Source organism: Flavobacterium aurantiibacter (genome assembly GCF_002251775.1).
Taxonomy (GTDB): domain Bacteria; phylum Bacteroidota; class Bacteroidia; order Flavobacteriales; family Flavobacteriaceae; genus Flavobacterium; species Flavobacterium aurantiibacter.
In genome coordinates this window covers 1-23,897 of sequence record NZ_NOXX01000221.1, presented here as the reverse complement: position 1 = coordinate 23,897, position 23,897 = coordinate 1, and the positions used below count along the sequence as shown (strand labels likewise).

Annotated in this window: 23 protein-coding genes and 2 tRNA genes; 21 read left to right on the top strand and 4 right to left on the bottom strand. The window is 38.3% G+C overall.

All coding sequences use genetic code 11. The features are described 5' to 3' along the window. Positions 1 to 34: 34 nt before the first annotated feature. The 5 genes from CHX27_RS13625 to obgE all read left to right on the top strand — a co-directional run bounded on the left by CHX27_RS13625 (position 35) and on the right by obgE (position 4,053). Positions 35 to 337 (top strand): T9SS type A sorting domain-containing protein, encoded by a 303-nt coding sequence (locus CHX27_RS13625; protein WP_165764522.1) that lies wholly within the window; start codon positions 35 to 37, stop codon positions 335 to 337. 244 nt (positions 338 to 581) lie between these two features. After that, a complete protein-coding gene (locus CHX27_RS13620; protein ID WP_094487312.1) occupies positions 582 to 1,109 on the top strand; it encodes a phosphoribosyltransferase in 528 nt (175 codons plus the stop codon). Between the two features lie 61 nt (positions 1,110 to 1,170). Further along, positions 1,171 to 1,743 (top strand): adenylate kinase, encoded by a 573-nt coding sequence (locus CHX27_RS13615; RefSeq protein WP_094487310.1) that lies wholly within the window; start codon positions 1,171 to 1,173, stop codon positions 1,741 to 1,743. 28 nt (positions 1,744 to 1,771) lie between these two features. Beyond that, on the top strand, positions 1,772 to 3,049 hold the full coding sequence (locus CHX27_RS13610) for a hemolysin family protein (protein ID WP_094487309.1): 1,278 nt from the start codon (positions 1,772 to 1,774) through the stop codon (positions 3,047 to 3,049). Positions 3,050 to 3,051: 2 nt separating this feature from the next. After that, complete coding sequence (gene obgE / locus CHX27_RS13605; RefSeq protein WP_094487308.1) at positions 3,052 to 4,053, top strand: GTPase ObgE; 1,002 nt, start codon at positions 3,052 to 3,054, stop codon at positions 4,051 to 4,053. A 43-nt stretch (positions 4,054 to 4,096) separates the two neighbouring features. Here obgE and CHX27_RS13600 read toward each other — a convergent pair whose 3' ends face one another. Then, on the bottom strand, positions 4,097 to 4,483 hold the full coding sequence (locus CHX27_RS13600; protein ID WP_094487307.1) for a hypothetical protein: 387 nt from the start codon (positions 4,481 to 4,483) through the stop codon (positions 4,097 to 4,099). Positions 4,484 to 4,545: 62 nt separating this feature from the next. Continuing rightward, the gene (locus CHX27_RS13595) at positions 4,546 to 4,926 is read right to left on the bottom strand and encodes a hypothetical protein (protein WP_133063478.1); all 381 of its coding nucleotides are present in this window, start codon (positions 4,924 to 4,926) and stop codon (positions 4,546 to 4,548) included. Positions 4,927 to 5,299: 373 nt separating this feature from the next. Here CHX27_RS13595 and CHX27_RS13590 point away from each other — a divergent pair, with 373 nt between their 5' ends. From CHX27_RS13590 to CHX27_RS13580, 3 genes are all read left to right on the top strand, one after another. After that, positions 5,300 to 7,444, top strand: a complete 2,145-nt coding sequence (locus CHX27_RS13590) for a S46 family peptidase (protein WP_094487305.1) — start codon at positions 5,300 to 5,302, stop codon at positions 7,442 to 7,444. Between the two features lie 220 nt (positions 7,445 to 7,664). Next, on the top strand, positions 7,665 to 9,632 hold the full coding sequence (locus CHX27_RS13585) for a putative porin (RefSeq protein WP_094487304.1): 1,968 nt from the start codon (positions 7,665 to 7,667) through the stop codon (positions 9,630 to 9,632). A gap of 5 nt (positions 9,633 to 9,637) precedes the next feature. Then, on the top strand, positions 9,638 to 10,999 hold the full coding sequence (locus CHX27_RS13580) for a pyridoxal-phosphate dependent enzyme (protein ID WP_094487311.1): 1,362 nt from the start codon (positions 9,638 to 9,640) through the stop codon (positions 10,997 to 10,999). A 3-nt stretch (positions 11,000 to 11,002) separates the two neighbouring features. On the opposite strand, the gene CHX27_RS13575 is transcribed toward CHX27_RS13580, so the two are convergent. Further along, a complete protein-coding gene (locus tag CHX27_RS13575; protein WP_094487303.1) occupies positions 11,003 to 11,881 on the bottom strand; it encodes a glycosyltransferase family 9 protein in 879 nt (292 codons plus the stop codon). A 242-nt stretch (positions 11,882 to 12,123) separates the two neighbouring features. Between CHX27_RS13575 and CHX27_RS13570 the strand changes: the two genes are divergently transcribed. From CHX27_RS13570 to CHX27_RS13505, 13 genes are all read left to right on the top strand, one after another. Then, entirely contained in the window at positions 12,124 to 13,407 is a 1,284-nt protein-coding gene (locus tag CHX27_RS13570; protein ID WP_094487302.1) for a DUF2851 family protein, read from the top strand. A 12-nt stretch (positions 13,408 to 13,419) separates the two neighbouring features. Beyond that, on the top strand, positions 13,420 to 13,647 hold the full coding sequence (locus tag CHX27_RS15840) for a PspC family transcriptional regulator (protein ID WP_094487301.1): 228 nt from the start codon (positions 13,420 to 13,422) through the stop codon (positions 13,645 to 13,647). Positions 13,648 to 13,652: 5 nt separating this feature from the next. After that, positions 13,653 to 14,492: a ComEA family DNA-binding protein gene (locus CHX27_RS13560; protein ID WP_094487300.1), complete on the top strand. Its 840-nt coding sequence runs from the start codon at positions 13,653 to 13,655 to the stop codon at positions 14,490 to 14,492. A gap of 17 nt (positions 14,493 to 14,509) precedes the next feature. Continuing rightward, positions 14,510 to 15,682, top strand: coding sequence for an acyl-CoA dehydrogenase family protein (locus tag CHX27_RS13555; RefSeq protein WP_094487299.1), 1,173 nt, complete (start codon positions 14,510 to 14,512; stop codon positions 15,680 to 15,682). Between the two features lie 121 nt (positions 15,683 to 15,803). After that, on the top strand, positions 15,804 to 16,430 hold the full coding sequence (locus CHX27_RS13550) for a hypothetical protein (RefSeq protein ID WP_094487298.1): 627 nt from the start codon (positions 15,804 to 15,806) through the stop codon (positions 16,428 to 16,430). A 483-nt stretch (positions 16,431 to 16,913) separates the two neighbouring features. Next, positions 16,914 to 17,108 carry a 30S ribosomal protein S21 gene (rpsU, locus tag CHX27_RS13545; protein WP_094487297.1) on the top strand — a complete coding sequence of 65 codons (195 nt, stop codon included), beginning with the start codon at positions 16,914 to 16,916 and terminating at the stop codon, positions 17,106 to 17,108. Between the two features lie 160 nt (positions 17,109 to 17,268). After that, entirely contained in the window at positions 17,269 to 19,134 is a 1,866-nt protein-coding gene (locus CHX27_RS13540) for a histidine kinase dimerization/phosphoacceptor domain -containing protein (RefSeq protein WP_133063477.1), read from the top strand. 518 nt (positions 19,135 to 19,652) lie between these two features. Continuing rightward, positions 19,653 to 20,540 carry a tyrosine-type recombinase/integrase gene (locus CHX27_RS13535; protein WP_094487295.1) on the top strand — a complete coding sequence of 296 codons (888 nt, stop codon included), beginning with the start codon at positions 19,653 to 19,655 and terminating at the stop codon, positions 20,538 to 20,540. A gap of 24 nt (positions 20,541 to 20,564) precedes the next feature. Continuing rightward, entirely contained in the window at positions 20,565 to 20,867 is a 303-nt protein-coding gene (gene hpf, locus CHX27_RS13530; protein WP_094487294.1) for a ribosome hibernation-promoting factor, HPF/YfiA family, read from the top strand. 163 nt (positions 20,868 to 21,030) lie between these two features. Then, positions 21,031 to 21,112: transfer RNA gene (locus CHX27_RS13525), tRNA-Tyr, on the top strand. A gap of 309 nt (positions 21,113 to 21,421) precedes the next feature. After that, a tRNA-Tyr gene (locus CHX27_RS13520) sits at positions 21,422 to 21,503 on the top strand. 671 nt (positions 21,504 to 22,174) lie between these two features. Continuing rightward, complete coding sequence (locus tag CHX27_RS13510; RefSeq protein WP_094487292.1) at positions 22,175 to 22,528, top strand: alpha/beta hydrolase-fold protein; 354 nt, start codon at positions 22,175 to 22,177, stop codon at positions 22,526 to 22,528. A gap of 167 nt (positions 22,529 to 22,695) precedes the next feature. After that, positions 22,696 to 23,013 carry a hypothetical protein gene (locus tag CHX27_RS13505; RefSeq protein ID WP_094487291.1) on the top strand — a complete coding sequence of 106 codons (318 nt, stop codon included), beginning with the start codon at positions 22,696 to 22,698 and terminating at the stop codon, positions 23,011 to 23,013. Positions 23,014 to 23,347: 334 nt separating this feature from the next. On the opposite strand, the gene CHX27_RS13500 is transcribed toward CHX27_RS13505, so the two are convergent. After that, positions 23,348 to 23,815 carry a T9SS type A sorting domain-containing protein gene (locus CHX27_RS13500; RefSeq protein WP_165764521.1) on the bottom strand — a complete coding sequence of 156 codons (468 nt, stop codon included), beginning with the start codon at positions 23,813 to 23,815 and terminating at the stop codon, positions 23,348 to 23,350. Positions 23,816 to 23,897: the final 82 nt, after the last annotated feature.

The window sequence follows — 23,897 nt, the reverse complement described above, 5'->3', positions numbered from 1 at the left end:
TTCGACTGATAGTTTCAATCAAGACCAGTTTTCAATCTATCCTAACCCTTCACAAAATGTTGTAAATATTGAGTCTAAAAATAACTTAATCATTGAATCTGTTAAAATAGTAGACCTTTCTGGAAAACTTNTAATCGCGTTGGTAATGATTGCATTTCTTTGGTGCTATAAAATTGGGGATTATATTGATAATCAAATAAAACCAATAAAGATAAAAAATCATGGTCGAAGAGCAGTATCCGTTTTTAAACTCGGATTAGATTATTTGTCAAATTGCTTATTATCAAAGTTCAATAAGCTGGAAATTAATTTAATACAATTTTTGTCGTGTACTTAGTCAAAAATCAATTAATTTAATTTCACCCAACGGGTTAATTTAATACAATTTTTGTCGTGTACTTAGTGATTTTTTTCATTAATTATCACGAAAAAGATGTTAAATTAATAGTTAATTCGATGAACTTTGTGGTTTTTTTTCGTATCTGCTTGTAATTTAAATTTTGCGATTCCTTTTAAATACTTCAAAAGCTACTTCAGAAAATAAATTATCTTTGCTGTTTATCTTAATTAGCAAATATCCATTGAAAATTGGCGATAGGTACTTCGAGCCTTTTATCGAAGCTAGTGAAATTCAATTCGCGATTCAGCAACTTGCTGAACAAATTTATGCTGATTATTCCGACCAGTGTCCTGTATTTGTAGGCGTTTTAAACGGCTCTATTTTATTTCTTGCGGACCTTCTGAAACATTATAAAGGTGATTGTGAACTTTCGTTTATAAAGGTAAAATCTTACGAGGGAACCAACAGTACTAACCATATTACAGAATCACTGGCTTTCGACGACAGTCTGCAAGGTCGATCGATTATCTTAGTTGAAGATATTGTGGATACAGGTAACACAATCGTTTATCTTAAGGAGGCTGCAAAGAAAAAAAACATTCATCACGTTAAGATTGCAACACTTTTTCTAAAACCAGAAGTATATCAAAAAGCAGTAAAATTAGATTATGTTGGAATACGAATTCCAAATAAATTTATTGTGGGATGTGGTTTGGATTACGACGGTTTAGGTAGAAATTCAAGTGAAGTTTTTGTGTTGAAAGAGTAAATAAAATTCCACTAATTTTATATTTTCACCTGATAAATTATTCCATCTCAAAATTATAAACATGATTAATATCGTTCTTTTTGGTAAACCTGGTGCAGGAAAAGGAACTCAGGCCGAAGTGCTTAAAGCAAAATATAACCTTACGCATTTATCTACCGGAGATATCTTTCGCTATCACATTAAAAATCAAACTGAGCTAGGCGCAACAGCTAAATCGTATATCGATAACGGTGATCTTGTGCCTGATGACTTGACTATTCAGATGCTTGAATTTGAGGCAAATAAGAGTGAAGATACGGCCGGCTTCCTTTTCGACGGCTTCCCGCGAACAATAGCGCAAGCTGAAGCACTAGATGCTTTCTTGGCAAGTAAAAATCAAAAAGTCAACGCAACAATTGCACTTGAAGCCGACGATGAAATTCTTGTGCAAAGATTGCTTGAACGCGGGAAAACGTCTGGACGTAGCGACGATCAAGACGAAGAGAAAATCCGAAATCGTTATCAAGAATACAACGAAAAAACAGCGCCACTTATTGGTTATTATCAAAACCAAAACAAGTTTTTCGCTGTAGATGGTATTGGAGCAGTAAGCGAAATTACGAGGCGGCTCAGCGCAGTTATCGAACAATTGTAGATAACGTGCATTTGAACAATCAAAAACTATGGAATTTCTAATTATCTTATTTCTGATCATTTTAAATGGTGTTTTTTCAATGTCTGAAATCGCATTGATTTCCGCGCGAAAAAATCGCCTAGAAAATGCTGCTAAAAAAGGTAATGCAAGTGCAAAAGCCGCGCTAGATTTAGCAAATGCGCCCAACAAATTCCTGAGTACCGTCCAAATCGGAATAACGTTAATCGGAATTTTAACGGGTATTTTCAGTGGCGATAAAATAACTGCAGATGTGGAGCACTTTTTCCAACAATTTCCTACAACACAACCCTATGCGCACACTTTTGCAGTTGGAGTGGTAGTTGTGTTGCTAACTTTTGTTTCATTAGTGCTAGGCGAGTTGGTGCCAAAACGAATAGGCTTAAATTATCCCGAGGCAATTGCTAAAGCTACCGCTGTTCCGATGAAAGCGGTCTCGATAATTACCGCGCCTTTTATTTGGCTCCTGACAATTTCAACTGAATTTCTTCTCAAAATTCTCATGATAAAACCTACAACCGATGGAAAGATAACCGAAGAAGAAATTAAAGCCATTATTAAAGAAGGTACCGAAGGTGGAGAAGTTCAAGAAATTGAACAAGATATTGTTGAACGTGTTTTTCATATCGGTGATCGGAAGGTTAATTCATTAATGACTCATCGGAAATCTGTTATATCCTTGCCGATCGATGCTGATCGCTCGCAAGTAAGGGAATTAATGCTCAAAGAACTGCATTCCATTTATCCGGTTTACAAAGAAAATTACGATGATATTGTTGGGGTGGTGAATTTAAAGAGCATATTCTCTCATTTTGGTGATGAACACTTTCATTTAAGTAATATCCTAAGCGAAGCACCATACATTATGGAGCAAACAACGGCCTATACTGCTTTGGAAAACTTCAAGAAAAGTGGTATTCACTACGCATTTGTGTCTGATGAATACGGTGATTTTCAAGGAATTATAACTTTAAATGATATTCTCGAGGCTTTGGTTGGAGACGCTTCTGAATTTTATAAAGACGATTTTCAACTCATTGCTAGAGAAGACGGGACTTGGCTCGTCGATGGACACTACTCGTTACACGATTTTCTCACCTTTTTCGAACTCGATGAGTTGATTAACGATTACGAAGTGACAACAGTAAGCGGACTCATAATGACCGAACTTTCACGAATTCCAAAACAAGGAGAAAAGTTGGAATGGCAAAGGTTTGTTCTCGAAGTTATCGACATGGACGGCGTAAAAATTGATAAAGTAATGGTTTACGAAACTACTAAAGACTAAAAATGACAGAAGGAAATTTTGTAGACTACGTTAAGATTTATGTTTCTTCGGGCAAAGGAGGAAAAGGATCTTCACATTTACATCGTGAAAAATTTATTGAAAAAGGAGGTCCAGACGGTGGAGATGGCGGTCGTGGCGGCCACGTTATTTTAGTGGGCAGGAAAAATTTGTGGACCTTATTTCACCTTAAATTTATGCGCCATGTAAAAGCAGGTCATGGAGGCGACGGTGGAAGTTCACGAAGTACTGGTGCCGACGGTGAAGATCAATTCATCGAAGTACCTCTTGGGACTGTCGTGAAAGATAAAGAAACCGATGAAGTTCTTTTTGAAATTACCGAAGATGGCGAAGAACGAATTCTCGCTCTAGGCGGAAAAGGAGGTTTAGGTAATTGGCATTTTCGTTCTTCGACAAATCAAACACCGCGCTACGCACAACCGGGTTTGGCAGGTGAAGAAAAAGACGTTATTCTGGAGTTAAAAGTCTTAGCTGATGTTGGATTGGTAGGATTTCCTAATGCAGGAAAGTCAACGTTACTTTCTGTATTAACCTCGGCAAAACCAAAAATAGCAGATTATCCCTTTACAACACTAAAGCCAAATTTAGGGATAGTCGCATACCGCGATTTTCAGTCGTTCGTAATTGCTGATATTCCCGGAATTATAGAAGGTGCGGCTGAAGGCAAAGGTCTTGGACACTACTTTTTGCGTCACATTGAACGGAATTCAACTTTACTTTTCTTAATACCTGTCGATTCGCCAAATATTAAGGAAGAGTACGATATTTTGATTCGAGAACTCGAAGAATATAATCCGGAATTACTAAACAAACAACGTTTAGTGGCAATTTCAAAGTGTGATATGATTGATGAAGAGTTGCAAAGCGAATTGAAAGCGGAACTCGATCAACAATTCAAAAATACACCTTATGTCTTCTTCTCTTCAGTAAGTCAATATAATTTGCAATTACTTAAAGATAGACTTTGGAAAATGCTTAACGAATGATGAAAACGAAAGTGAATAGCCTATCCACTTTCGTTTTTTTGGATCAATTTTCTTTTCGTAACAGATTTATTAAATCTTTTTGCAGAGTAGTTACGTCATTAATTAAGCTTTCGCATTCGGTTGTTACGTTAGAATTAAGACTTTCGCTCGAAGTTCCTTTCTTATAAGTTAGAGAAAAACTCACCTTTATGTTGCATTTTTTTGCTGAATTCTTTTGTTTATCCTCGTCTAGTGCATTTTGGATAAGTTCGGGAGTGAATTTCAGTAAATCGTCGAAGTTCTTGTAATCGTAGCGAACTTTTGATTTTCCTTGCGTAATAATGAGTTGAGCGGTTTCAACTACTTCTTTGGTCTCGGTTTGAGCGAAACTACAAGTAGAAAAAACTAAAAATAGAAAAGCGCTGAGGCTTACGGAGCGTATTAGTTTCATAAAGTTCAATTTTGGTTAAAAGTAACCAACAGTAACTAATGCCTGTTGGTTACCAAATTTCATCATCTTAGTAACTTTTCAAGCTGACTTTTGATTCGAGAAACAGCATTTAAAATGTCTTTACAGTCGGCGGTAACTGTAGCTGTGATTGAAGTGCTCAATGAGCCACCCACAACAGCGGCTGATGCTTCGACTGTCGCTGTAACAGTAACTTCCATAGATGTGGTGCAAGGAGCTTCTGGGCTAACTCGTCTCATAGCAGCTTCAACCGCGGGCGCTATGCCTGCTTCGAGTTTAGGATAACTGTCAAAAACTGTCTTGGTGGTGTTTTTATTGATTGTGACTAAAACAGTACCGGTTTTAAATGTGTTCGACTCCTGTCCAAATGAAAATTCGGTAGTAAAGAGCAATGTGGCTACGAGGATTAAAATTAATTTTTTCATGGTGTATAAAATTTTGAAATTAAAGCTGTTTTTCTCATTTACAACTACAGCAATCATTGTAATGACATGATAATGAGCATTCCAAACTCTTCGTACATGGATTTTTGTTGCTTTTATTGTACAAAATTACAGAGGTAGATTTAATTGAGATTACGGTTTTTCCGTAAAATTTAATTTTTTTAGTAAAAAAGTATTTTATCGTCACTAAAAAGAGTAATAAAAAGAGGTATATCGACAATTTATATTAAGTTTAACAGATGTTTCTTAATAAATTTTTGATCCATTTTTTGGACTAATCTGTCAATATCGCATACATAAAAATACAGCAGCTTTTCTCTTATCTTCGCAAGCACTATTTTAATATTCGTAAACTATGAAGAAAATCTTATTGGCAGTCGTCGCATTATTGAGCATCTTTCCCGCTCGTGCCGACGAAGGGATGTGGTTCCTTATGTTCATCGAACGTCTGAATCACCGCGATATGCAAAAGATGGGCCTCCAATTAACAGCAGAGGAAATCTATAGCATCAACAACAACAGCTTAAAAGATGCTATTGTTCAGTTTAACGGTGGTTGTACTGCCGAACTTATTTCAGGTAGCGGACTTGTTTTAACCAATCACCACTGCGGATACGATGCAATTGCAGAATTGTCTTCACCTGAAAATAATTATCTGAGAGATGGTTATTGGGCAGCCGACAAAAAAGGCGAACTAAAACCCAAGAGCTTATTCGTGCGTTTCTTTGTGAGAATGGATGATGTTTCAAAGCGAATCTTATCGAAACTAAACGATAATATGACTGAAGCGGAGCGCGAGAAAGCCATTAATCAAGAAATTGCATTGATTGAAAAAGAAAATAATGAAGGAGGGAAGTATGTAGTTTCAGTTCGTTCATTTTTTCAAGGAAACGAATTTTATTATTTCGTTTATCAAGATTTCACCGATGTGCGTTTAGTGGGTACACCACCAGAATCGGTAGGGAAATTCGGCGGCGATACTGATAACTGGGAATGGCCAAGACACACCGGCGACTTTTCCATGTTTCGTGTATATGGCGATGCTAACGGAAACCCAGCAGAGTACAGCCCGAATAATGTGCCTTTAAAACCAAAACAACATTTGAAAATTAATTTGAATGGCGTTAAAGAAAACGATTTTGCCATGATTTTAGGTTATCCAGGCAGAACCAATCGTTGGATGCCTGCTGGCGGAATCGAGCAAAACGTGAAATTTGCTTATCCGGCATGGGTTGAAGGTGCTAAAACAGGCATGGATAATATGCAAAAGTACATGCAACAAAGCGATGAGCTACGTTTAAAATATGCTTCAAAATTTGCTTCAACTGCAAATTACTGGAAGAACAGACAAGGTATGATTGATGCACTTACCAAATTCCAAACCGCAAAAACTAAAGCGGACCAAGAAGCAAAATTCAACAAGTGGGCAAACAAGTCAGAAAATAAGGCGCGCTATGGTTCAGTGGTGGAAACACTTAACAACTACTATAAAATGACCAATGAAAAGTCGCGTCATGACATGTACTTAAACCAACTTTTCCGTACCACTTCTTACGGAAGTATCGGCAGAGGTTTAGGGAAAATGCTCGAAAATTATGCTAAAGCCGACGAGAAGAAGCGTCAAGAAATGAAGCCTCAGATTGAAGATGCGGTGGAAGGATTATTCTCAGAACAACACATTCCGGCTGAAAAAGATATCATGGCAGCACAATTAAAGTTATATGCAACAAAAGCTGTCGGTTATCCTATTGCACCTGTGGTTGAGAAAATCGCAAAAGCAAATAATAACGACTTTACCAAATTTGTTAACGCTACGTTCGATTTAAGTATACTTACGTCTAAAGAGCGAATCGCAGCTTTCCTTGAATTTCCAAGCGAACAACTTATTGTAAACGATCCATTAAACCAGTTTTCAAACGAACTTCTGGCACATTTCTCTAAAAGATCAGACGAACTTGCCAAAGCGCAGAACGATTACGGAGCAGCTTACCGAAAACTTGTAGAAGGTTTACGTGCTTCGAAATTGGCACCAATACGCTATCCAGATGCAAATTCTACTTTGCGTCTAACTTACGGAAAAGTACGTGCTTTACCCGCAGACAAGCGCAACGACGCCAAGGTCAACAACTTTACAACTTTTGATGGAATGATCAAAAAGTACAAAAAGAACGATCCAGAATTCGACTTACCACAACGTATGTTAGATTTTGCCAAATCAAAAGATTTCGGTCGCTACCAAGATAAATCAGGTTTCATGCCGGTTAATTTCCTTACAGATAACGACATCACCGGAGGAAACTCAGGAAGCCCAGTTTTAAATGGAAAAGGTGAACTTATAGGTTTAGCTTTCGACGGAAATATCGAAGCAATGGCTGGCGACGTTATTTTTGATAAAAATTTGCAGCGCACCATCAATGTAGATATTCGCTACGTATTATGGTTAATCGATAAATATGCAAATGCAAAACATATCGTTGATGAAATGACCATCGTCAAGTAAGTTTTATTAAATAAATCCAAAAGACCGTCGGAACCCGACGGTTTTTTTTTAATGTAATTTCTTTCAAAAGGAGCAATGCCGACTAATTTCAATAGTGGAACCCTAAAGAAACAATGGCATAGTAAAGCCGCAGATTTGGTGTTTCTATACCAAAGATTTAAAGGATGTTTTTGAATGTCCTTAAACGAATAAGCGTATCTTTGCGCGCAGTTTTTTAGATATGACAGTACGTATTTTGTTAACGGCTTTTGCTATTTGTACGTTCGCATCCGCGCAAGCGCAACGAAATACAAAGAGTTTAGATAAGTTGTCTCCAGGAACGCAAACCAACACGAGACTCGGTTCTAAATCCAATACCAAGGCCACCACTTTAAAAGCAAGTACTGCTGATATTACCATGTATCAGGTAATCAGTCCCAAAAACGATACGACCTACATCGATACATCGTTAACCATCCGGAAAGACTACATTTTTAATTATCTCCGAAGAGATAACTTCGGTCTTTTGCCGTTTGCCAACGAAGGACAAACATATAACACACTCGATTTTTCACTTACCAGACAAAATGCCATGCCTGGAATTGGCTTTGCGGGCAAGCACTTTTTTTACAAAGAAGTGGAAGACATAAACTACTATTCAGTTGCAACGCCGCTCACCGAATTGTACTACAAAACCGTAATGGAACAAGGCCACAGCTTAGATGCCTTCATTACATTAAATACCAGTAAAAGACATAACTTTTCCATTGCTTATAAAGGAGTTAGGTCGCAAGGTAAGTATGTGAACCAGCTTACAAGTAGCGGTAATTTTCGATTTACCGCTTCTTATATAACCAAAAATAAACGTTACAGTTTGCGCGCTCACATGACTGCGCAAGATTTATTGAATTACGAAAATGGCGGTATTGAGAATATCGACGATTTTGAATCTGGAGACGCTGCTTTTACAGATCGACGTCGTTTGAGCGTTTATCTTCCCGATGCCGAATCGATACTTCGAGGCAATCGGTATTATTTCAATCAACAGCTTGTTATTGCCGGTAAATCAGATAAAACCAACTTGCAAATTTCGCACGAGTTTACCTACGAGCACAAATTTTCAGAGTACAACCAGCAAACAGTTAACGAACGCTTTGGAGCGGCCTACGTTCCCTCTAATATAAAAGATAAGGTACGCTTTAACACCATGAAGAATCAACTTGGTGTAAGTTTTGGAAACAAGAAAATAGGACGTATTCAGCCTTATGCTGCTTTTCAGAACTTCAATTATTTTTATAGATCGATCATCGTTAATGACAACGATGTGATTCCCGCGTCTTTGAAACTAGAAGTTGCTTCGATAGGAGGGAATTATACCTTACATCGCGATAAAATTATTTTTACAGCCGATTATTTCGAAGGTGTTACCGAAAAAACATCGCAACTGAAAGCAAATATTATGTATCGTCCAAACGATCGATTCACATTTTCAGGAAGCCTTGAAAATTTGTCGCAAATACCCGATTTTCAATATAATTTGTTTCAAAGTAGTTTTATAGATTACAATTGGTCGAACAATTTTGTCAATCAAAAAATTAATCGAATTTCCGCTTTTGCAGAAACGCCTTGGATTAACGCTTCGTTTCAATACAACCTAATCAACGATTATCTGTATTTCAGAGGTCAGGAAACTACAATTACTAGTGGTCAAAACTTTACGCGAATATTGACGGTAAATCCAGAGCAGCACGGTAAATCAATTTCACATTTTTCCATCAAATTAGCCAAAGAACTTACATTCGGAAAGTTTGCGCTCGACAATACAGTGCTGTTTCAGCAAGTAGTTCAAGACGACGATATTCTAAACGTTCCCGATGTAGTTGTTCGTCAGAGTTTTTACTTCAGCGAATATCTGTTTAAACGTGCATTATTCCTTCAAACAGGTTTCACAGTAAATTACTTTACTTCGTACTTTGCAAATAACTACAACCCGGTCATTGGCGGTTTTTACGTCCAAAACGAACGTAAAATTGGTAATTTCCCTTTGATCGATTTTTTTGTAAACGCTCGTGTTCGTCAAACACGTATTTATTTAAAGGCAGAACATTTCAATTCGCCCTTAACAGGATTTAACTATTACAGCGCGCCCGATTATCCGTATCGCGATTTTACCGTACGCTTTGGTTTGGTGTGGAACTTTTTTCAATAGAAATTATGAAATACGCAGAAAATATTCTTGGTACCATAGGCAATACGCCACTAGTTAAAATTAACAAACTAACAACCGAAGTTGATGCTTTGGTTTTAGCAAAAGTTGAAACATTCAACCCTGGGAATTCTGTCAAGGACCGTATGGCTTTGAAGATGGTCCAGGATGCTGAAGCTGATGGACGATTAAAACCAGGTGGCACCATCATTGAAGGTACTTCTGGAAATACAGGCATGGGTTTGGCTCTTGCAGCAATCGTTAAAGGTTACAAGCTTATTTGTGTGATTACCGACAAGCAGTCTAAAGAGAAAATGGATATTCTGCGTGCCGTGGGCGCAAAAGTAGTTGTTTGTCCGACTGATGTTGAACCAACCGACCCTCGTTCATACTATTCAGTTTCAAAACGCCTAGGCGAAGAAACTCCAAATTCATGGTATGTAAATCAGTACGATAATCCTTCGAATGCAGTAGCACATTACGAACAAACCGGCCCGGAAATTTGGGAACAAACAGAAGGAAAGGTCACGCATTTCGTAGTTGGTGTCGGTACTGGAGGAACTATTTCTGGAGTAGCGAAGTATTTGAAAGAGAAGAATCCGAATGTGAAAATTTGGGGTGTTGATACCTATGGCTCCGTTTTTAAGAAATATCACGAAACGGGTATTTTCGACGAAAACGAGATCTATCCGTACATCACTGAAGGTATTGGAGAAGACATTCTTCCAAAAAATGTTGATTTTTCTTTAATTGATGGTTTTACAAAAGTTACCGATAAAGATGCCGCTATTTACCAACGACGCTTAGCGCTAGAAGAAGGTATTTTTGTCGGAAACTCGGCAGGTTCAGCGATTAAAGGCGTTTTACAGCTAAAAGAACATTTTAAACCTGATGATGTTGTGGTTGTTTTGTTCCACGATTCGGGAAGTCGATACGTAGGTAAAATGTTTAACGACGACTGGATGCGAGAGCGCGGATTTTTAGATGAAGAAGTTACCACGGCTCTAGACTTAATCAAAGATCATATCGATAAGCCATTAGTAGTAGCTAAAACCGAAGAATTGGTTTCTCATGCATTGGAACGTATGCGCAAATTTAAAATTTCGCAAATTCCGGTTGTAGATACCAGCGGTTTTGTTGGAGCTATCGATGAGGCTACCCTGTTTCAAAACTACATTTTAGATAAAAATCTAGCAGATAAACCAATCCGCGAGGTAATGTCGGCAGCGTATCCTATTGTTTCTGCGCATGCAACAATTGAAGAAGTAAGCCGATTAATAAACAAACAGAATCAGGCAGTTTTGGTAGCTTTAGATGGTGGAAAGTATCACATCATTACCAAATACGACATCATCAATTCAGTGAAGTAACACTTAATTGCTAAATGTATTTTCAATTTGGGCCATCATTTGGTCCACAGATTTATCATTTGTATTGATATAATCAGATTTTCCTCCGTAAGGTGTATACTTTTCAGGTAACGTTACTTTAAAGAGTCCCAAAGTAGGAACACCAGACGAAACCGCTAAGTGCATCATGCCACTATCGGCACCAATGAAAAGGGCGGCGTGATTCAAGATGGCGGCAATTTCGCGAACGTCTTTGCTGTAGAAGTGTTTTAGTTTGTGGTTAAATTGAGAGATATTTTCAACGGGAAGTATTTCTATAATTTCATATTCCGCGGAAAAGCGATTTGAAAGTGCTTCATAAAATGTATTCCACCAACTAGAATCATAGATTTTCTGACCAGTTGCGTAGGTAAATAAGCAGATTAGTGGCTTGTTGCTTTCCTGTAAGCTCTTATAGGTTTTTAAACCCTTTTCTTGCTCGGCTGTTGATAAGCGTAATTGTAGTGGTGAAATTTCTCGCGTCGGAATTTTAAAATAACTCCAATAGGCATAAACCGGGTATTTAGCCATATGCCGATAATCTGAAAATTGCGTTATCGCTTTCAGTTCCGCTGTTCCAAAAACTTTATATTTACTTTTTGCAAGTTTTGTGGCAATTGTGCCCGATTTTGAACCAGGATCCACATTTATAATCAAGTCGTACTTTGAAGTTACTATTTTAGTCCATGCCTTTAGATATCCTAAAAAATCCTTGGCAGGTTTTCTACTTAACTTAATAGATGTTCCAAAATTCGAATAATTTTCAAAGACAATATCCACTAACACGCCCTTAGCAAATACGTCTATTTTCGCATTGGGAAAATCTCTTTCCAACTCTTGTACAAGCGGCGTTACTAAAAGCATATTACCCAACCGGTGGTTTGGTCTGCAGATTAATATTTTACGGATGGTATTCTGGTCCAAGTTTATCTTTTTTGCAAAGGTCTAAATCAAGATTTTACATTCTGTTAAGTCAATCACAATTCACAATTCCTTAATACCTTAAATTTTTTTAATTTTTTTTGAAATTTACGGAAAAACCGTAATTGTAATTTAATCAGATAGTTAATTTAGCGTCATCCAAGCCATTTAAATTTTTACACGCCATGAAAGAGGATTTTCTCCACTACGTCTGGAAGTTTCAGAAATTCAACCACCAAAATCTCTTTACGACTAGTGGAGAACCGCTTTCGATTGTCAATCAAGGCTTTTACCTAAAATCGAGCGGTCCAGACTTCTTTAACGCTAAAATTCGAATCGGACAACAACTCTGGGTGGGTAATGTCGAAATCCATCTAAAATCTTCAGATTGGTACTTACACCGACACGAGCAAGACGCCAAATACAAAAATGTAATTCTACACGTTGTTTGGCACTACGACTACGACATTTTCTTGGAAAACAATGCAACAATACCGGTGCTCGAATTGCAAGGACGGGTATCTGCAACCTTGGTGCATTCGTACCAAAATTTACTGCAAAGTAAAACATGGATTTATTGTGAAAAGCTAATAAGTTCTGTGCCAGTCGAACTAGTTCATACATTTCTCGAACGGCTTTTCATCGAACGTGCCGAACGAAAAGCCATGAGTATTACCGAACTCTTTCGAAGCCAAAATGGCGATTGGGAAGCAACCTTATTTGTAGCCCTAGCAAAAGCATTTGGTTTAAATTCTAATGCAATAGCTTTCGAGCAAATGGCGCAACGAGTGGGTTTTAAAGCCGTAATCAAAGAATCTGCGAATTTAATTGGTTTGGAAGCTCTTTTTTTAGGAAGCTGCCAACTACTCGAAGCCGAGCACCAAGATTATTATGTACAACAACTACAAGCCGAGTTTGGATTTTTGAAGATTAAATATCAAATATCTACTGAATTGTTACATCCAGTTGAGTTTTTTAAACTTCGACCAGAAAATTTTCCAACAATTCGATTGGTGCAGTTGGCTGCCTTTTACCACCAATCCCCCTATAAATTCGAAAAGCTATTACAAGCTACAAATCTAAAGCAGCTGTCTCAAATTTTTCAAGGTGGTGTCTCAGCGTATTGGCAAACGCACTACATTCCCGATAAAGCAACGCGAGCTTCACCCAAGCACTTATCGCAAAGTTTTGTTGATCTGCTGGTTATCAATACAATAATTCCGTTTTTGTTTGCCTATTATAATGAGAACGGGCAAACACGCTCCGATTTTCTAATCGATCTTGCTGTAGAGATAAAACCAGAAAATAATACAATAATCAAACGTTTCAGCGATCTCGATCTCAAAGCTAAATCCGCATTCGAATCGCAGGCTTTACTCGAACTAAAACAGCAATATTGCGAGAAGGGACGTTGTATGAATTGTTCGATTGGTGTGCATTTGTTGAGTAAATCCGAAAAATCTGCTTAATTTCGTTCCGCTATGCGCTTTGATTTACGTCTAAAATACTACTTTGAAAAACACGGATTTAACGCCGCCAGTCGTTTAGCCGATAGCTTGGGTATGCGCGCCAGCAGTGTTCGCTTGTTTTTTATTTATATTTCCTTTGTTACAGCCGGACTCTGGTTCGGGGTGTATCTCACGCTAGCTTTTTGGCTAAAATTAAAAGATTTAATCCGCGCCAAAAGATCTTCTGTTTTCGATTTATAAGCCTCATGAAAAGTATTTTCCTCATTCCGAAGCTGCACCGGCGCGGCCTTGGAGCACTATTTCTACTTCTTATTTTACTTCAATTTTGCTTGCACTTTTATTCGCCAACTCCAAATATTCCTGTAACAGACGAAAAAGAATTGGCACTATTGGAAACTGCGTATGAAAAGAAACTAGCTGCAAAAAAGTATAAAAAGTTCGAAGTAAAACCTTTTAATCCCAATTTTATAAGTGATTACAAAGCCTATCAGCTAAAAATTCCTACAGCGGTATTCGATCGCTTACAAGCGTATCGCAAAAAAGGTCTTTATGTAAACTCTGCGGCCGATTTCCAAAAAGTTACGGGTGTTTCAAACGAATTACTCAAAAAACTGTCTCCGCTTTTTGTATTTCCCGCTTGGACGAAAAAGAAGACGCAAACGGCTTTTCGACCAACATATCATGCAAAACGAGCAGTCGATCTCAATTCCGCAACGGAAGCGCAATTGGTCGAGATTCCCGGTATTGGTGTCAGACGTGCCCAACAAATTCTCGATCAGCGAAAAAAACTCGGCGGATTCTGTACTGTAAACCAGTTGAAACTCTTGTATGGAGTAGACGACCTCATGTTCCAACAGTTAAAGTTATATTTAAAAATAAGTGTAAAGCCGAATGTTAACAAGCTAAATATCAATCGCGCAAGTGTAAAAGAGCTGTCGGCTTTTCCGTATTTTAACTATGCATTGGCTCGTGAAATTGTTAAAATCAGGAGTCGAAAAGGAACTTTAATTATTGAAGATTTGGCAAATGTTGAAGGAATTACGCAAGAAAAGTTAACAATATTAGTTTTATATTTGGAATTTTAAAAGCCATCCGTTAACATATGAATTCAACTTACTTTTCGGAAGAACATGAATTGTTCAGAAAAAGTTTTCAAGATTTTTTAAAAGCAGAAGTCGTTCCTCACATCGAAAAGTGGGAAAAAACAGGAACTATTGAGCGTTTCATTTGGAAAAAATTCGGCGACATGGGCTTTCTCGGGATTACATACCCAGAAGCGTATGGCGGTCTGAATTTAGACCTATTCTATATGGTAATTCTTCTGGAAGAGTTACAAAAAATTAGATCTTCGGGCTTCGCAGCAGCCGTTTGGGCGCACGTGTACTTGGCGATGACGCACTTAAATGCCGAAGGCAGCGAAGAAATCAAACAAAATTACTTAGTTCCAAGTATAGCCGGTGATAAACTAGGTGCCTTATGCATATCTGAGCCTTTCGGAGGTAGCGATGTTGCTGGAATGCGCACGACAGCCGTTCTTCAAGGTGACAAGTACGTTATCAATGGCTCAAAAACTTTCATTACAAATGGTGTTTACGCAGATTACTATATCGTAGCTGCGAAAACCGATCCAGCAGCCGGAAATAAAGGCATCAGTATCTTTTTAATGGATGCTAATGCTAAAGGCGTTTCGAAATCAAAGTTGGATAAGCTCGGCTGGCGCGCATCCGATACCGCAGAAATTTCCTTCGATCAGGTGGAAGTACCCGTAACTAATTTAATGGGCGAAGCTGGAAAAGGATTCCCGTACATCATGCAACATTTTGCGCTAGAACGTCTTATCATGGCCATTAACGCACACGCGCGAGCCGAATACGCAATCGATTATACCATCGAATACATGTCGCAACGCGAAGCTTTCGGAACAAAAATCAGTAAGTTTCAAGCACTACGCCATAAATTAGTAGATCACGCTTCTGATGTCGAACACTGTAAAGTATTCAATTACGTGGCTGTAGATCGCTTGCAAAAAGGCGAATATGTGGTTAAGGAAGCAACTATGGCTAAATTAAAATCAACTAAAGTAGCCGACGAAACCATTTACAGTTGCTTGCAATTCTTAGGCGGTTACGGCTACATGGAAGAGTATCCGTTAGCACGATTGCTGCGCGACAGCCGTTTGGGTCCAATTGGTGGCGGAACGTCTGAAATTCTTCGCGAAATTCTATCGAAAATGATAATCGACAAGCAAACCTATAAACCTGCGGTCAAGCATTAATACAATCTTAGTTCTAGGAAGCGCCTCAACGGCGCTTTTTTTATTTTCTTTAATATTAAGTTAAAGTAATTCTATTCTTACAAGTAAGACTATAGCTTCGCCTTAAACTAAAACAATGAATATGAAAAAATTAGTACTTGTCGGAATTGGTTTATTTGGTATGATTTGTAGTTCATTTGCGCAGGAAAAAGAAAGCGAAAAAAGCAAGTGGTCTTATACATTGCAACCCAGACTTGGTCTTGCAAAATATGAGCAGAGCGGCTTGGTTACCTTAAATGGTACATTCAATGCATTCGATGTATTTCTTACACGAAAAATCGCAAAAAATCTCGACCTAACTAGTGGGGTGATGTTCTCAACCTTTGATGCAAACTACACTTTGGCGGGAGAATCAGCGCGTTTGCAAAATGATTATGTGCAAATTCCTCTATTGCTAGGCGGTAGAATTAGTTTTGATGAAAAGAGCGACCAAAACCTAATCTCAATGCGCGTTTCTGCGGGTCCTGTAGCGAGCTTTTTAGCACGTCAAGAAAATCAGACTACGGCTGTGAAAGCAAAAGACGAAAATCTAGGTTGGAATTTCGGTATCTTAACGCAACTAACAGTCGATTTCCGCATATCCAACCGTTCTGCGGTGTATTTCGGTCTGCAAGGTCAGTCCGACTTTACGCGAATTGAAGACAACGGCAGTGAAAACAAAATTCAGCAGGCTTCAAGTATTTTATTTGGCTATCGCGGAACATTTTAGTGTGCTTTGGGTGTGCCGGCGGGTCGTTCCTCCGGCGCCGTCAGGCCTTTCACTGCAATAAAAAACGGCTGCCGCAACTGCCGCCATCGCAGCACAAGAGCTTCCTTCGGTCGCTTTGTGCTGCGGGCGCCAGTACAGCGGCAGCCGTTTTTTATTTTCGTTGCAGTCCTTCACACAAAGAATGTCGTAACTTTCGATAAGCGATATAAAAGTTGTTTCAATTTTGTGGAACTTTTTTTAGTCATTACCAACAAGTACGAGCACTTATTTTTGTTACTTTCCCCGCGCGACTGATTGCAGCGGAAAGCCTTTTTTGTGGTGGCGTTTAAGCCACAAAAAACCCTGATAGCTATCGGGGGAAAAGCAGGACGGCAAAACCATTGGTATTTCCAGCGAATAGTTTTGCCAGCGCGCCAAAAAAAGTTTTGAAAACCAGAAAAATAGTTTACTTTTGCAGCCTTAAAGAAAGGGGGTGTCTATATTATGTTGATTATACCAATTAAAGACGGAGAGAATATCGATAGAGCGCTTAAGCGTTACAAAAGAAAATTCGACAAAACCGGAACTGTACGCCAATTGCGTGCTAGACAGGCTTTTATTAAACCGTCTGTGACTCACCGAATGAAGATTCAAAAAGCACATTACATTCAACGATTGAAAGACAGCCTAGAAAGCTAATTTCAGCGTTTGACAACCATAAACCGTTAATCAGCCTTTGTTGATTAACGGTTTTTTTATGACCTAATGTTTACCTTACGTTTTTTCTTGCTTTATTTGCTTGTTGCTCGAACCACCTCGCGCGTCGAGCCTCAGTTTCCAAAGTTTAAAGCGTTTATTCTTGAAGTTTAACCTACAGTTGCTTTTGGTGTTGTGGTTGCCCTTATGTGCAGTGGCGCAAGAAGGCAAAACGCCGTATACCGCAAAATTAAAGGAATACCGCTACAGCAAATACCTCGATTCTACGAAATTCTACTTCAAAAAAGCCTTGCCTTGGGCACTCAAACGGCGCGACACCTTAGCTGCTTTTTATACCTATAAATATATGGGCGACGGTTACGAGCATCATCAAAAGCTCGATTCGACCTTGTATATGTACGACTTATGCAATACATATTTACCCAAAAACAATCACCGCTTAAAAGCTTTTTTACTGAATGATCGCGCGTATACCTATCAACTTTTAGGCGATTATAACAAAGCCACTAAGCTCACACTCGAAGCCTTGGTTTATGCCGAGAAATCGAAAAACGACATTCAGATTGCCAGTATTAATTTGTCTGTTGCCGATAATCTGGCGCTGCTAAAACTGAACAAGCAAGCCGAAGAATACTACTTGCGTGCCGTAGCCGCTTCAAAACGAACCGATTATTTGCCTGCAAAAGAATATACTTATCGTGTTTACGGAAATTACCTGCTCAAAAGCGATAAAATCGACGGTGCGTTTACCTATTTGCAAATGGCGTCGAAATTTGCAAAGCAAACCAAAGATTCGATTTCCATGGCCTTTGCTTGGTCGAGTTTGGCCGATTGCTTTTGGAAAAGGCGCGAAACCGACAGTTGTTTTCATTACGCTAAAAAAGCCGAAGGCATTTGGTTGCGCAGAGCCGAATACATCGATTACTCACATGTATGCAACAACCAGGGGCGCTATTACTTAAATTTAAAAAAGTATGCGCAGGCACTCGATTATTTTAAAAAGGCAGAATTGTACTTGCGGAACGATTTGTATTTGAATGAAGAAGTATACTCAAATTTAGCAACAGCTTATCAGAAATTGGGTAAATACGAACGATCAATTTTTTATTTCTCGAAAGCCAACGCTGTTTTAAAAGCGATTAAAGATAAAGAGCGCGAATCGCAAGTTGCGGCGTTGAACATAAAATATCAGGCCGATAAAAAAGAAGCTTTAGTGCGCGACGAAAAACAAAAGAACAAACTGGCGGCTATGGAGCTGCGAGAGAAAACCTTGCAGTTCGATATAGGTTTAGTGATTTTACTGTCGTTGATCGTCATTACGATCGTAGTTGTTTTGTCGTATCGAAGAATTCAGCGCAACAACAAATTGCTGTTGGAGTCGAATTTGCAACTCGAGCGCTTGGTGCTGCAAAAGCAAACTTTGTTGCAAGAAGTTCACCATCGGGTAAAAAACAATTTATCGACGTTAAAAAGTATGTTGTTCTTGCAAGCTCGTGCCAGCAAAGACGAGGAAGTAAAGGCTATTTTGACCGAATCGCAACACCGCATTCAATCCATGGCATTGATTCACGAAAATTTGTACCAAGATTTAGAAAACGATCAGGTGTACTTTCACCAATTTACTCGACAGTTGTTCGATTCGGTTGTACAAACGTTTCAAACACCAAATACTCTTGTTCAAATAGAAATCGACGACAATGATGTTTCGCTCGATGTATCTACTGCCATATTTTTAGGTTTGATTTTAAACGAATTAGCAACCAATTCCTTTAAGTATGCGTTTAAAGATCGATCGGAAGGCGCGATTCGCGTCGGGATTTCTTCAATTAACGCGCACTATCAAGTTACTTATGCCGATAATGGAGTGGGTTTGAAATCGGGCATTGAAGATCATGATAATGGCTTCGGTTTTCGACTTATTCGCATTTTAGTAGAACAGATGAACGCCGATTTTTCGTACAAAGATGAAAACGGTTGGGCAATATTTACGCTTGATTTTAAAATTTAGGATTGCAGTAAACGAATACGTAAATCCGCACACTTGTAAGGCTTTCCTTATAAAATAATACAGCTATGCTTTTATCGATGTCGAACGTATACATTTTTGTGTTATTCGTACCAAAGTTATAGAGTGATGCTACTTTTTTTTACACTTTTGAACAAAGTCGTTAGGAAGGGGCATTCAACCGACTGATTTTTTTGAGACTTGTTTTTAGTAGTTTTCTTTAGTTAATGATTAGTTGTGAAAAAAACTAAAATACATGTAGTAGTAGTTTTTAAGAAGAGACGGTTTTCGAACCGTCTTTTTTTATTTTAAGGTTTCTTGTTCGCCTTTGTTTGAAGCAAAAGTGTCATTTGGCAAATTACAAGGTGAGTTCAAAGACGCAATGCGAAAAAAAGCCGAATCAATTTAATTGCTCAATCTGTTTTATTGAAGTTTCGTCTTTTTTGGTGCAGCTGCTTTGGAGGTAACGATTAGTTGTAAAAGCTGATTAATCTGTACTTTTGAGAATGTAAACGCGCGCTATGGAAGAATTGCTTCACAAATTCAAAGATTATTTGTTGTTAGAGAAGAATTATTCTGTGCTAACAGCAAAAGCCTACCTCGACGACTTGGAACAAATAGCGGAGTTTTTGGTTTCGACATATCAGTTGGATAGTTGGAGCGATTTGCATTATCCGTTAATTCGTTCCTTTATCGTTGGTGAAGTCGATCGCGGAATAAGCAACCGCAGTATTAACAGAAAGATTTCCACTTTGCGCACTTTTGTTCGTTTTCTTATGAAAGTCGGACAGTTGGAAACGAATCCGCTGGCTAAGCATCAGCCGTTAAAAGTTGCTAAGAGGTTACAACTGCCGTTTTCTGAAACCGAAGTATACGACGTTTTTGAATTGTTCGGAACTCCTAAGACGTACGATGAGCAGTTAAAGCGTCTATTGGTCGAGCTTTTCTACGCCACGGGAATGCGTCGTGCTGAACTCATTAATTTAAAACTTCAAGATGTTGATTTACAAGCGTCAACTTTACGAATTGTCGGAAAACGAAACAAAGAGCGTATCGTACCATTACTAACAGTTGTTAAAGAACGCATTCGTGAGTATTTGCTCTGCCGTCCTGAAAATGCGGATACTAAGTTATTGGTGAACGAAAATGGCGTTAAATTGAGCGAATCTTTTGTGTATCGAACAATAAATACGTACTTTAGTAATGTCTCCGCGAAAACAAAGAAGAGCCCGCATATTATTCGACACTCGTTTGCGACCCATCTTTTAAACAACGGAGCGGATCTAAATTCTGTCAAGGAATTACTCGGTCATTCGAGTTTAGCATCGACACAAGTATATACACACAGCAGTTTAGCTGAGTTGCAAAAAGTTTTTGCTAAAGCGCATCCGAGAAGTTCTGAGGCGTAAAAGTCTAATAAAAACAATTTAATTATGAAGGTAAATGTTCACGCAGTCAACTTCACTGTTGACGCAAAACTCGTCGCTTTTATTCAAGCAAGATTAGATAAATTAGAGAAATATTACGATCGTGTGGTGGTATCCGACGTGTATTTGAAAGTTGATAATACCAGCGAGAAAGAGAATAAGATCTTGGAATTGAAAATTCATGTTCCCGGTGACGATATTATGGTGAAGAAACAGTGCAGAACATTCGAAGAAGCTATTGAAGTTGCGGCGGAATCGGCCGAGCGTTTACTTGTAAAAAGAAAGGAAAAAATTAGAGCACATTCCTGATTTAAACTTTTTTAAAAATTCTTTTGTTTAAATAATTTAAACCTCTACATTTGCAGTCCGTTAGAAATAGCGGACTTTTTTTATGGCTTAAACTCAAAAAATGGGTTTGTTGTCGTGAACAAAGGTTAAGAAGTTCCTTAATTTATTGGAAAAATCAACAACCGGGGAGATACTCAAGTGGCCAACGAGGGCAGACTGTAAATCTGCTGACTATGTCTTCACAGGTTCGAATCCTGTTCTCCCCACAAANGTGTCGCTGCCGCTGGGCTCATTTTAAAATAAATTGGCTTTTAACGCAAAAAAACCGANCGAAGAAGCTATTGAAGTTGCGGCGGAATCGGCCGAGCGTTTACTTGTAAAAAGAAAGGAAAAAATTAGAGCACATTCCTGATTTAAACTTTTTTAAAAATTCTTTTGTTTAAATAATTTAAACCTCTACATTTGCAGTCCGTTAGAAATAGCGGACTTTTTTTATGGCTTAAACTCAAAAAATGGGTTTGTTGTCGTGAACAAAGGTTAAGAAGTTCCTTAATTTATTGGAAAAATCAACAACCGGGGAGATACTCAAGTGGCCAACGAGGGCAGACTGTAAATCTGCTGACTATGTCTTCACAGGTTCGAATCCTGTTCTCCCCACAAACTTTTGTTGAAGAAAAATGTCTGAGAGCTTCTGCTCTCAAGGATTTTTCGAAGCAAAAGTTTGAGCACCGGTTCGCTGGTGCAGGATCAGCGACGCAAGGAGCTAATCCTACATAATTTCTTTTGTTGAAGAAAAATGTCTGAGAGCAATAGCTCTCAAGGATTTTTCGAAANAAAACATAAATTTGATTTATAAACGGTTCGAATTAGGGGAAGCCTACAACTTGATATTTTCTTTTACGGAATACCTGCAATAATTGCTATAATATTTCCGAGCAAACACTCGGCTTTTGGACCAACTTTTTTGCAGTTCACCATCATCGTTTATTGAAAAGTAAACCTATACAAATATTTAATTCGTTACCTTTGGGTCATGGACGAAAAGAAGGTAATGATGGATTGGATAGAGTAAGGCGTTTCAGAAATAAGATTAAACACAACGAGCCAATTTGTTTTAACAGTAATACCATTGAATTTGAAGAAACATTAGAAGTTCATAAATCTATAATTAATTTATTGACTTGGATTGACCCTTACATTGTAAAGCTTGTAGCGGACAGCGATAAAATACATACGAGAAAGCGAAAAATATTTAACACCGGATCACCGTCTATTAAACTTTTAGTGGCTTTTCACACTATAGTAATGCAGTTTCAAAATCAGTAATAATGAAAAACTTTTGTTTATTGGCATCGATTGCCGTTTTAGTTTTAGCATGTAAGGCCAATACCGAACTTTTGCAGGAACATTCATTAGTTGCAGTAGATTCGATATACAGTAAGAATTTAAATGAGTATCGAAAACATAACGTGTATTTACCGCGCGGTTTTAAAACTACCCACAGGTATCCCATCATTTTTGCAACCGACGGAGGAACGGATATCAGTGAGACAAAAGAGTTATTAGATTCATTAATCAGTAAACAAATTATTAAGCCTCTGATCTTTATTGCCAGTTTTTCAAATACAAAAATTGCAGACAGCAGCCTTGTAACAACCAGTGATGGCAAAAAGTTTATTTAGATTATCGAAACTTTGAATACATCAATGATTATGGAAGTATTACAAAAGATTCTGCCTTAGCTAAACGATTCAATAATCATAAGCGGTACTTTGCGGATGAGCTCATAAAGTACGTAGAGAATAAGGACAATCAAAATAACGATAAGTACGGCAGATACTTTTATGGAGTGTCGAACGGAGCTGGATTTGGAGTAAGTTTATTGAACAGTAATCCCGAGATAATTGGCACATATTTTTGCTTTTCGATTTTTGGTGGCGACATTAGTACAAATCCATGGAATGAAAAAACTGTCTATCCAAATTTGTACCTAAGATATGGTAGCGCAGAACCAGTTTTCTTAAAATCAGAGGCGGAGTACTTAACTGCGAAATATAAGGAGTCAAACTCGTTTATAGAAGTAAAGGAATTTACAGGCGGACACTACGACAGTTTATGGAAGACAGAATTGAGCGAAGTATTAAGTCGTGTTTTAAAAAGAAGCTAAAAAAGCGTAAAAAATTGAAATAGTCCAATCTATTCTGATAGCTGGTAGTTGTATAAAACTAAAATTTGGTCTAGAATGGGGCGTGATTTTTTATTTCCATCGATATTGAGTACCGATTTCCCAGCCCCGACAGACGTGGAAAGCGCGTAAAGCAAAACGGGGCTTTTTTGCCGAAAGCTGCGGCGACTGAAAGAAGCCGTTAGCTGCACGTGCAAAATACCCCGTTTTGGTGCGTACTTGGAACAAATGGCGGGAAAAGCTGGACGGAAGAAGGAAAGATTTCGAGATTTCGAGATTTAAAGATTTAAAGATTAGAAAATAGGGGATTTCCTAATTACTTTCGGACTAATTTCAACACGTGCGAACCTGCGGCGGTGGTGCATTTTGCAAAATAGAGTCCGGCGGGATACGAAGCTGCATCGATGATAACCTCAGACGAATTAGGTGTTAGCACTAACACTTGTCTGCCGGAAACATCGTGTACGCTTATTGTTTGAATGTTTTGTTCCGACTGTATTTTCCAGTTTCCATGCGATGGATTTGGGAACGCGAGAAGGCTTGCTTGTTGTGCGAAAGTATTGGTATTGAGTATTGTTCCTGGATTTACCGAGAAATAGATATTATCGAAATACACGATATCTGAAACCAAATCGGAACTGGTTCCTAACTTAAATTGGAAAAATTTGGTTTTATTGAATCCTAGATTTTGGAAAAAACTCAAGAGCACATTAACCGACTGCCACGCACCTTTAACCAACGTTCCGTTACTTCCTGTTGGCGTTAACTCGTAATTGTACTCCACGACTCCACCGTTATTGGCAATTAAAATAAAACGAATCTCGCTAAGTACACGACAAAAATTGTATTAAATTAATTTCCAGCTT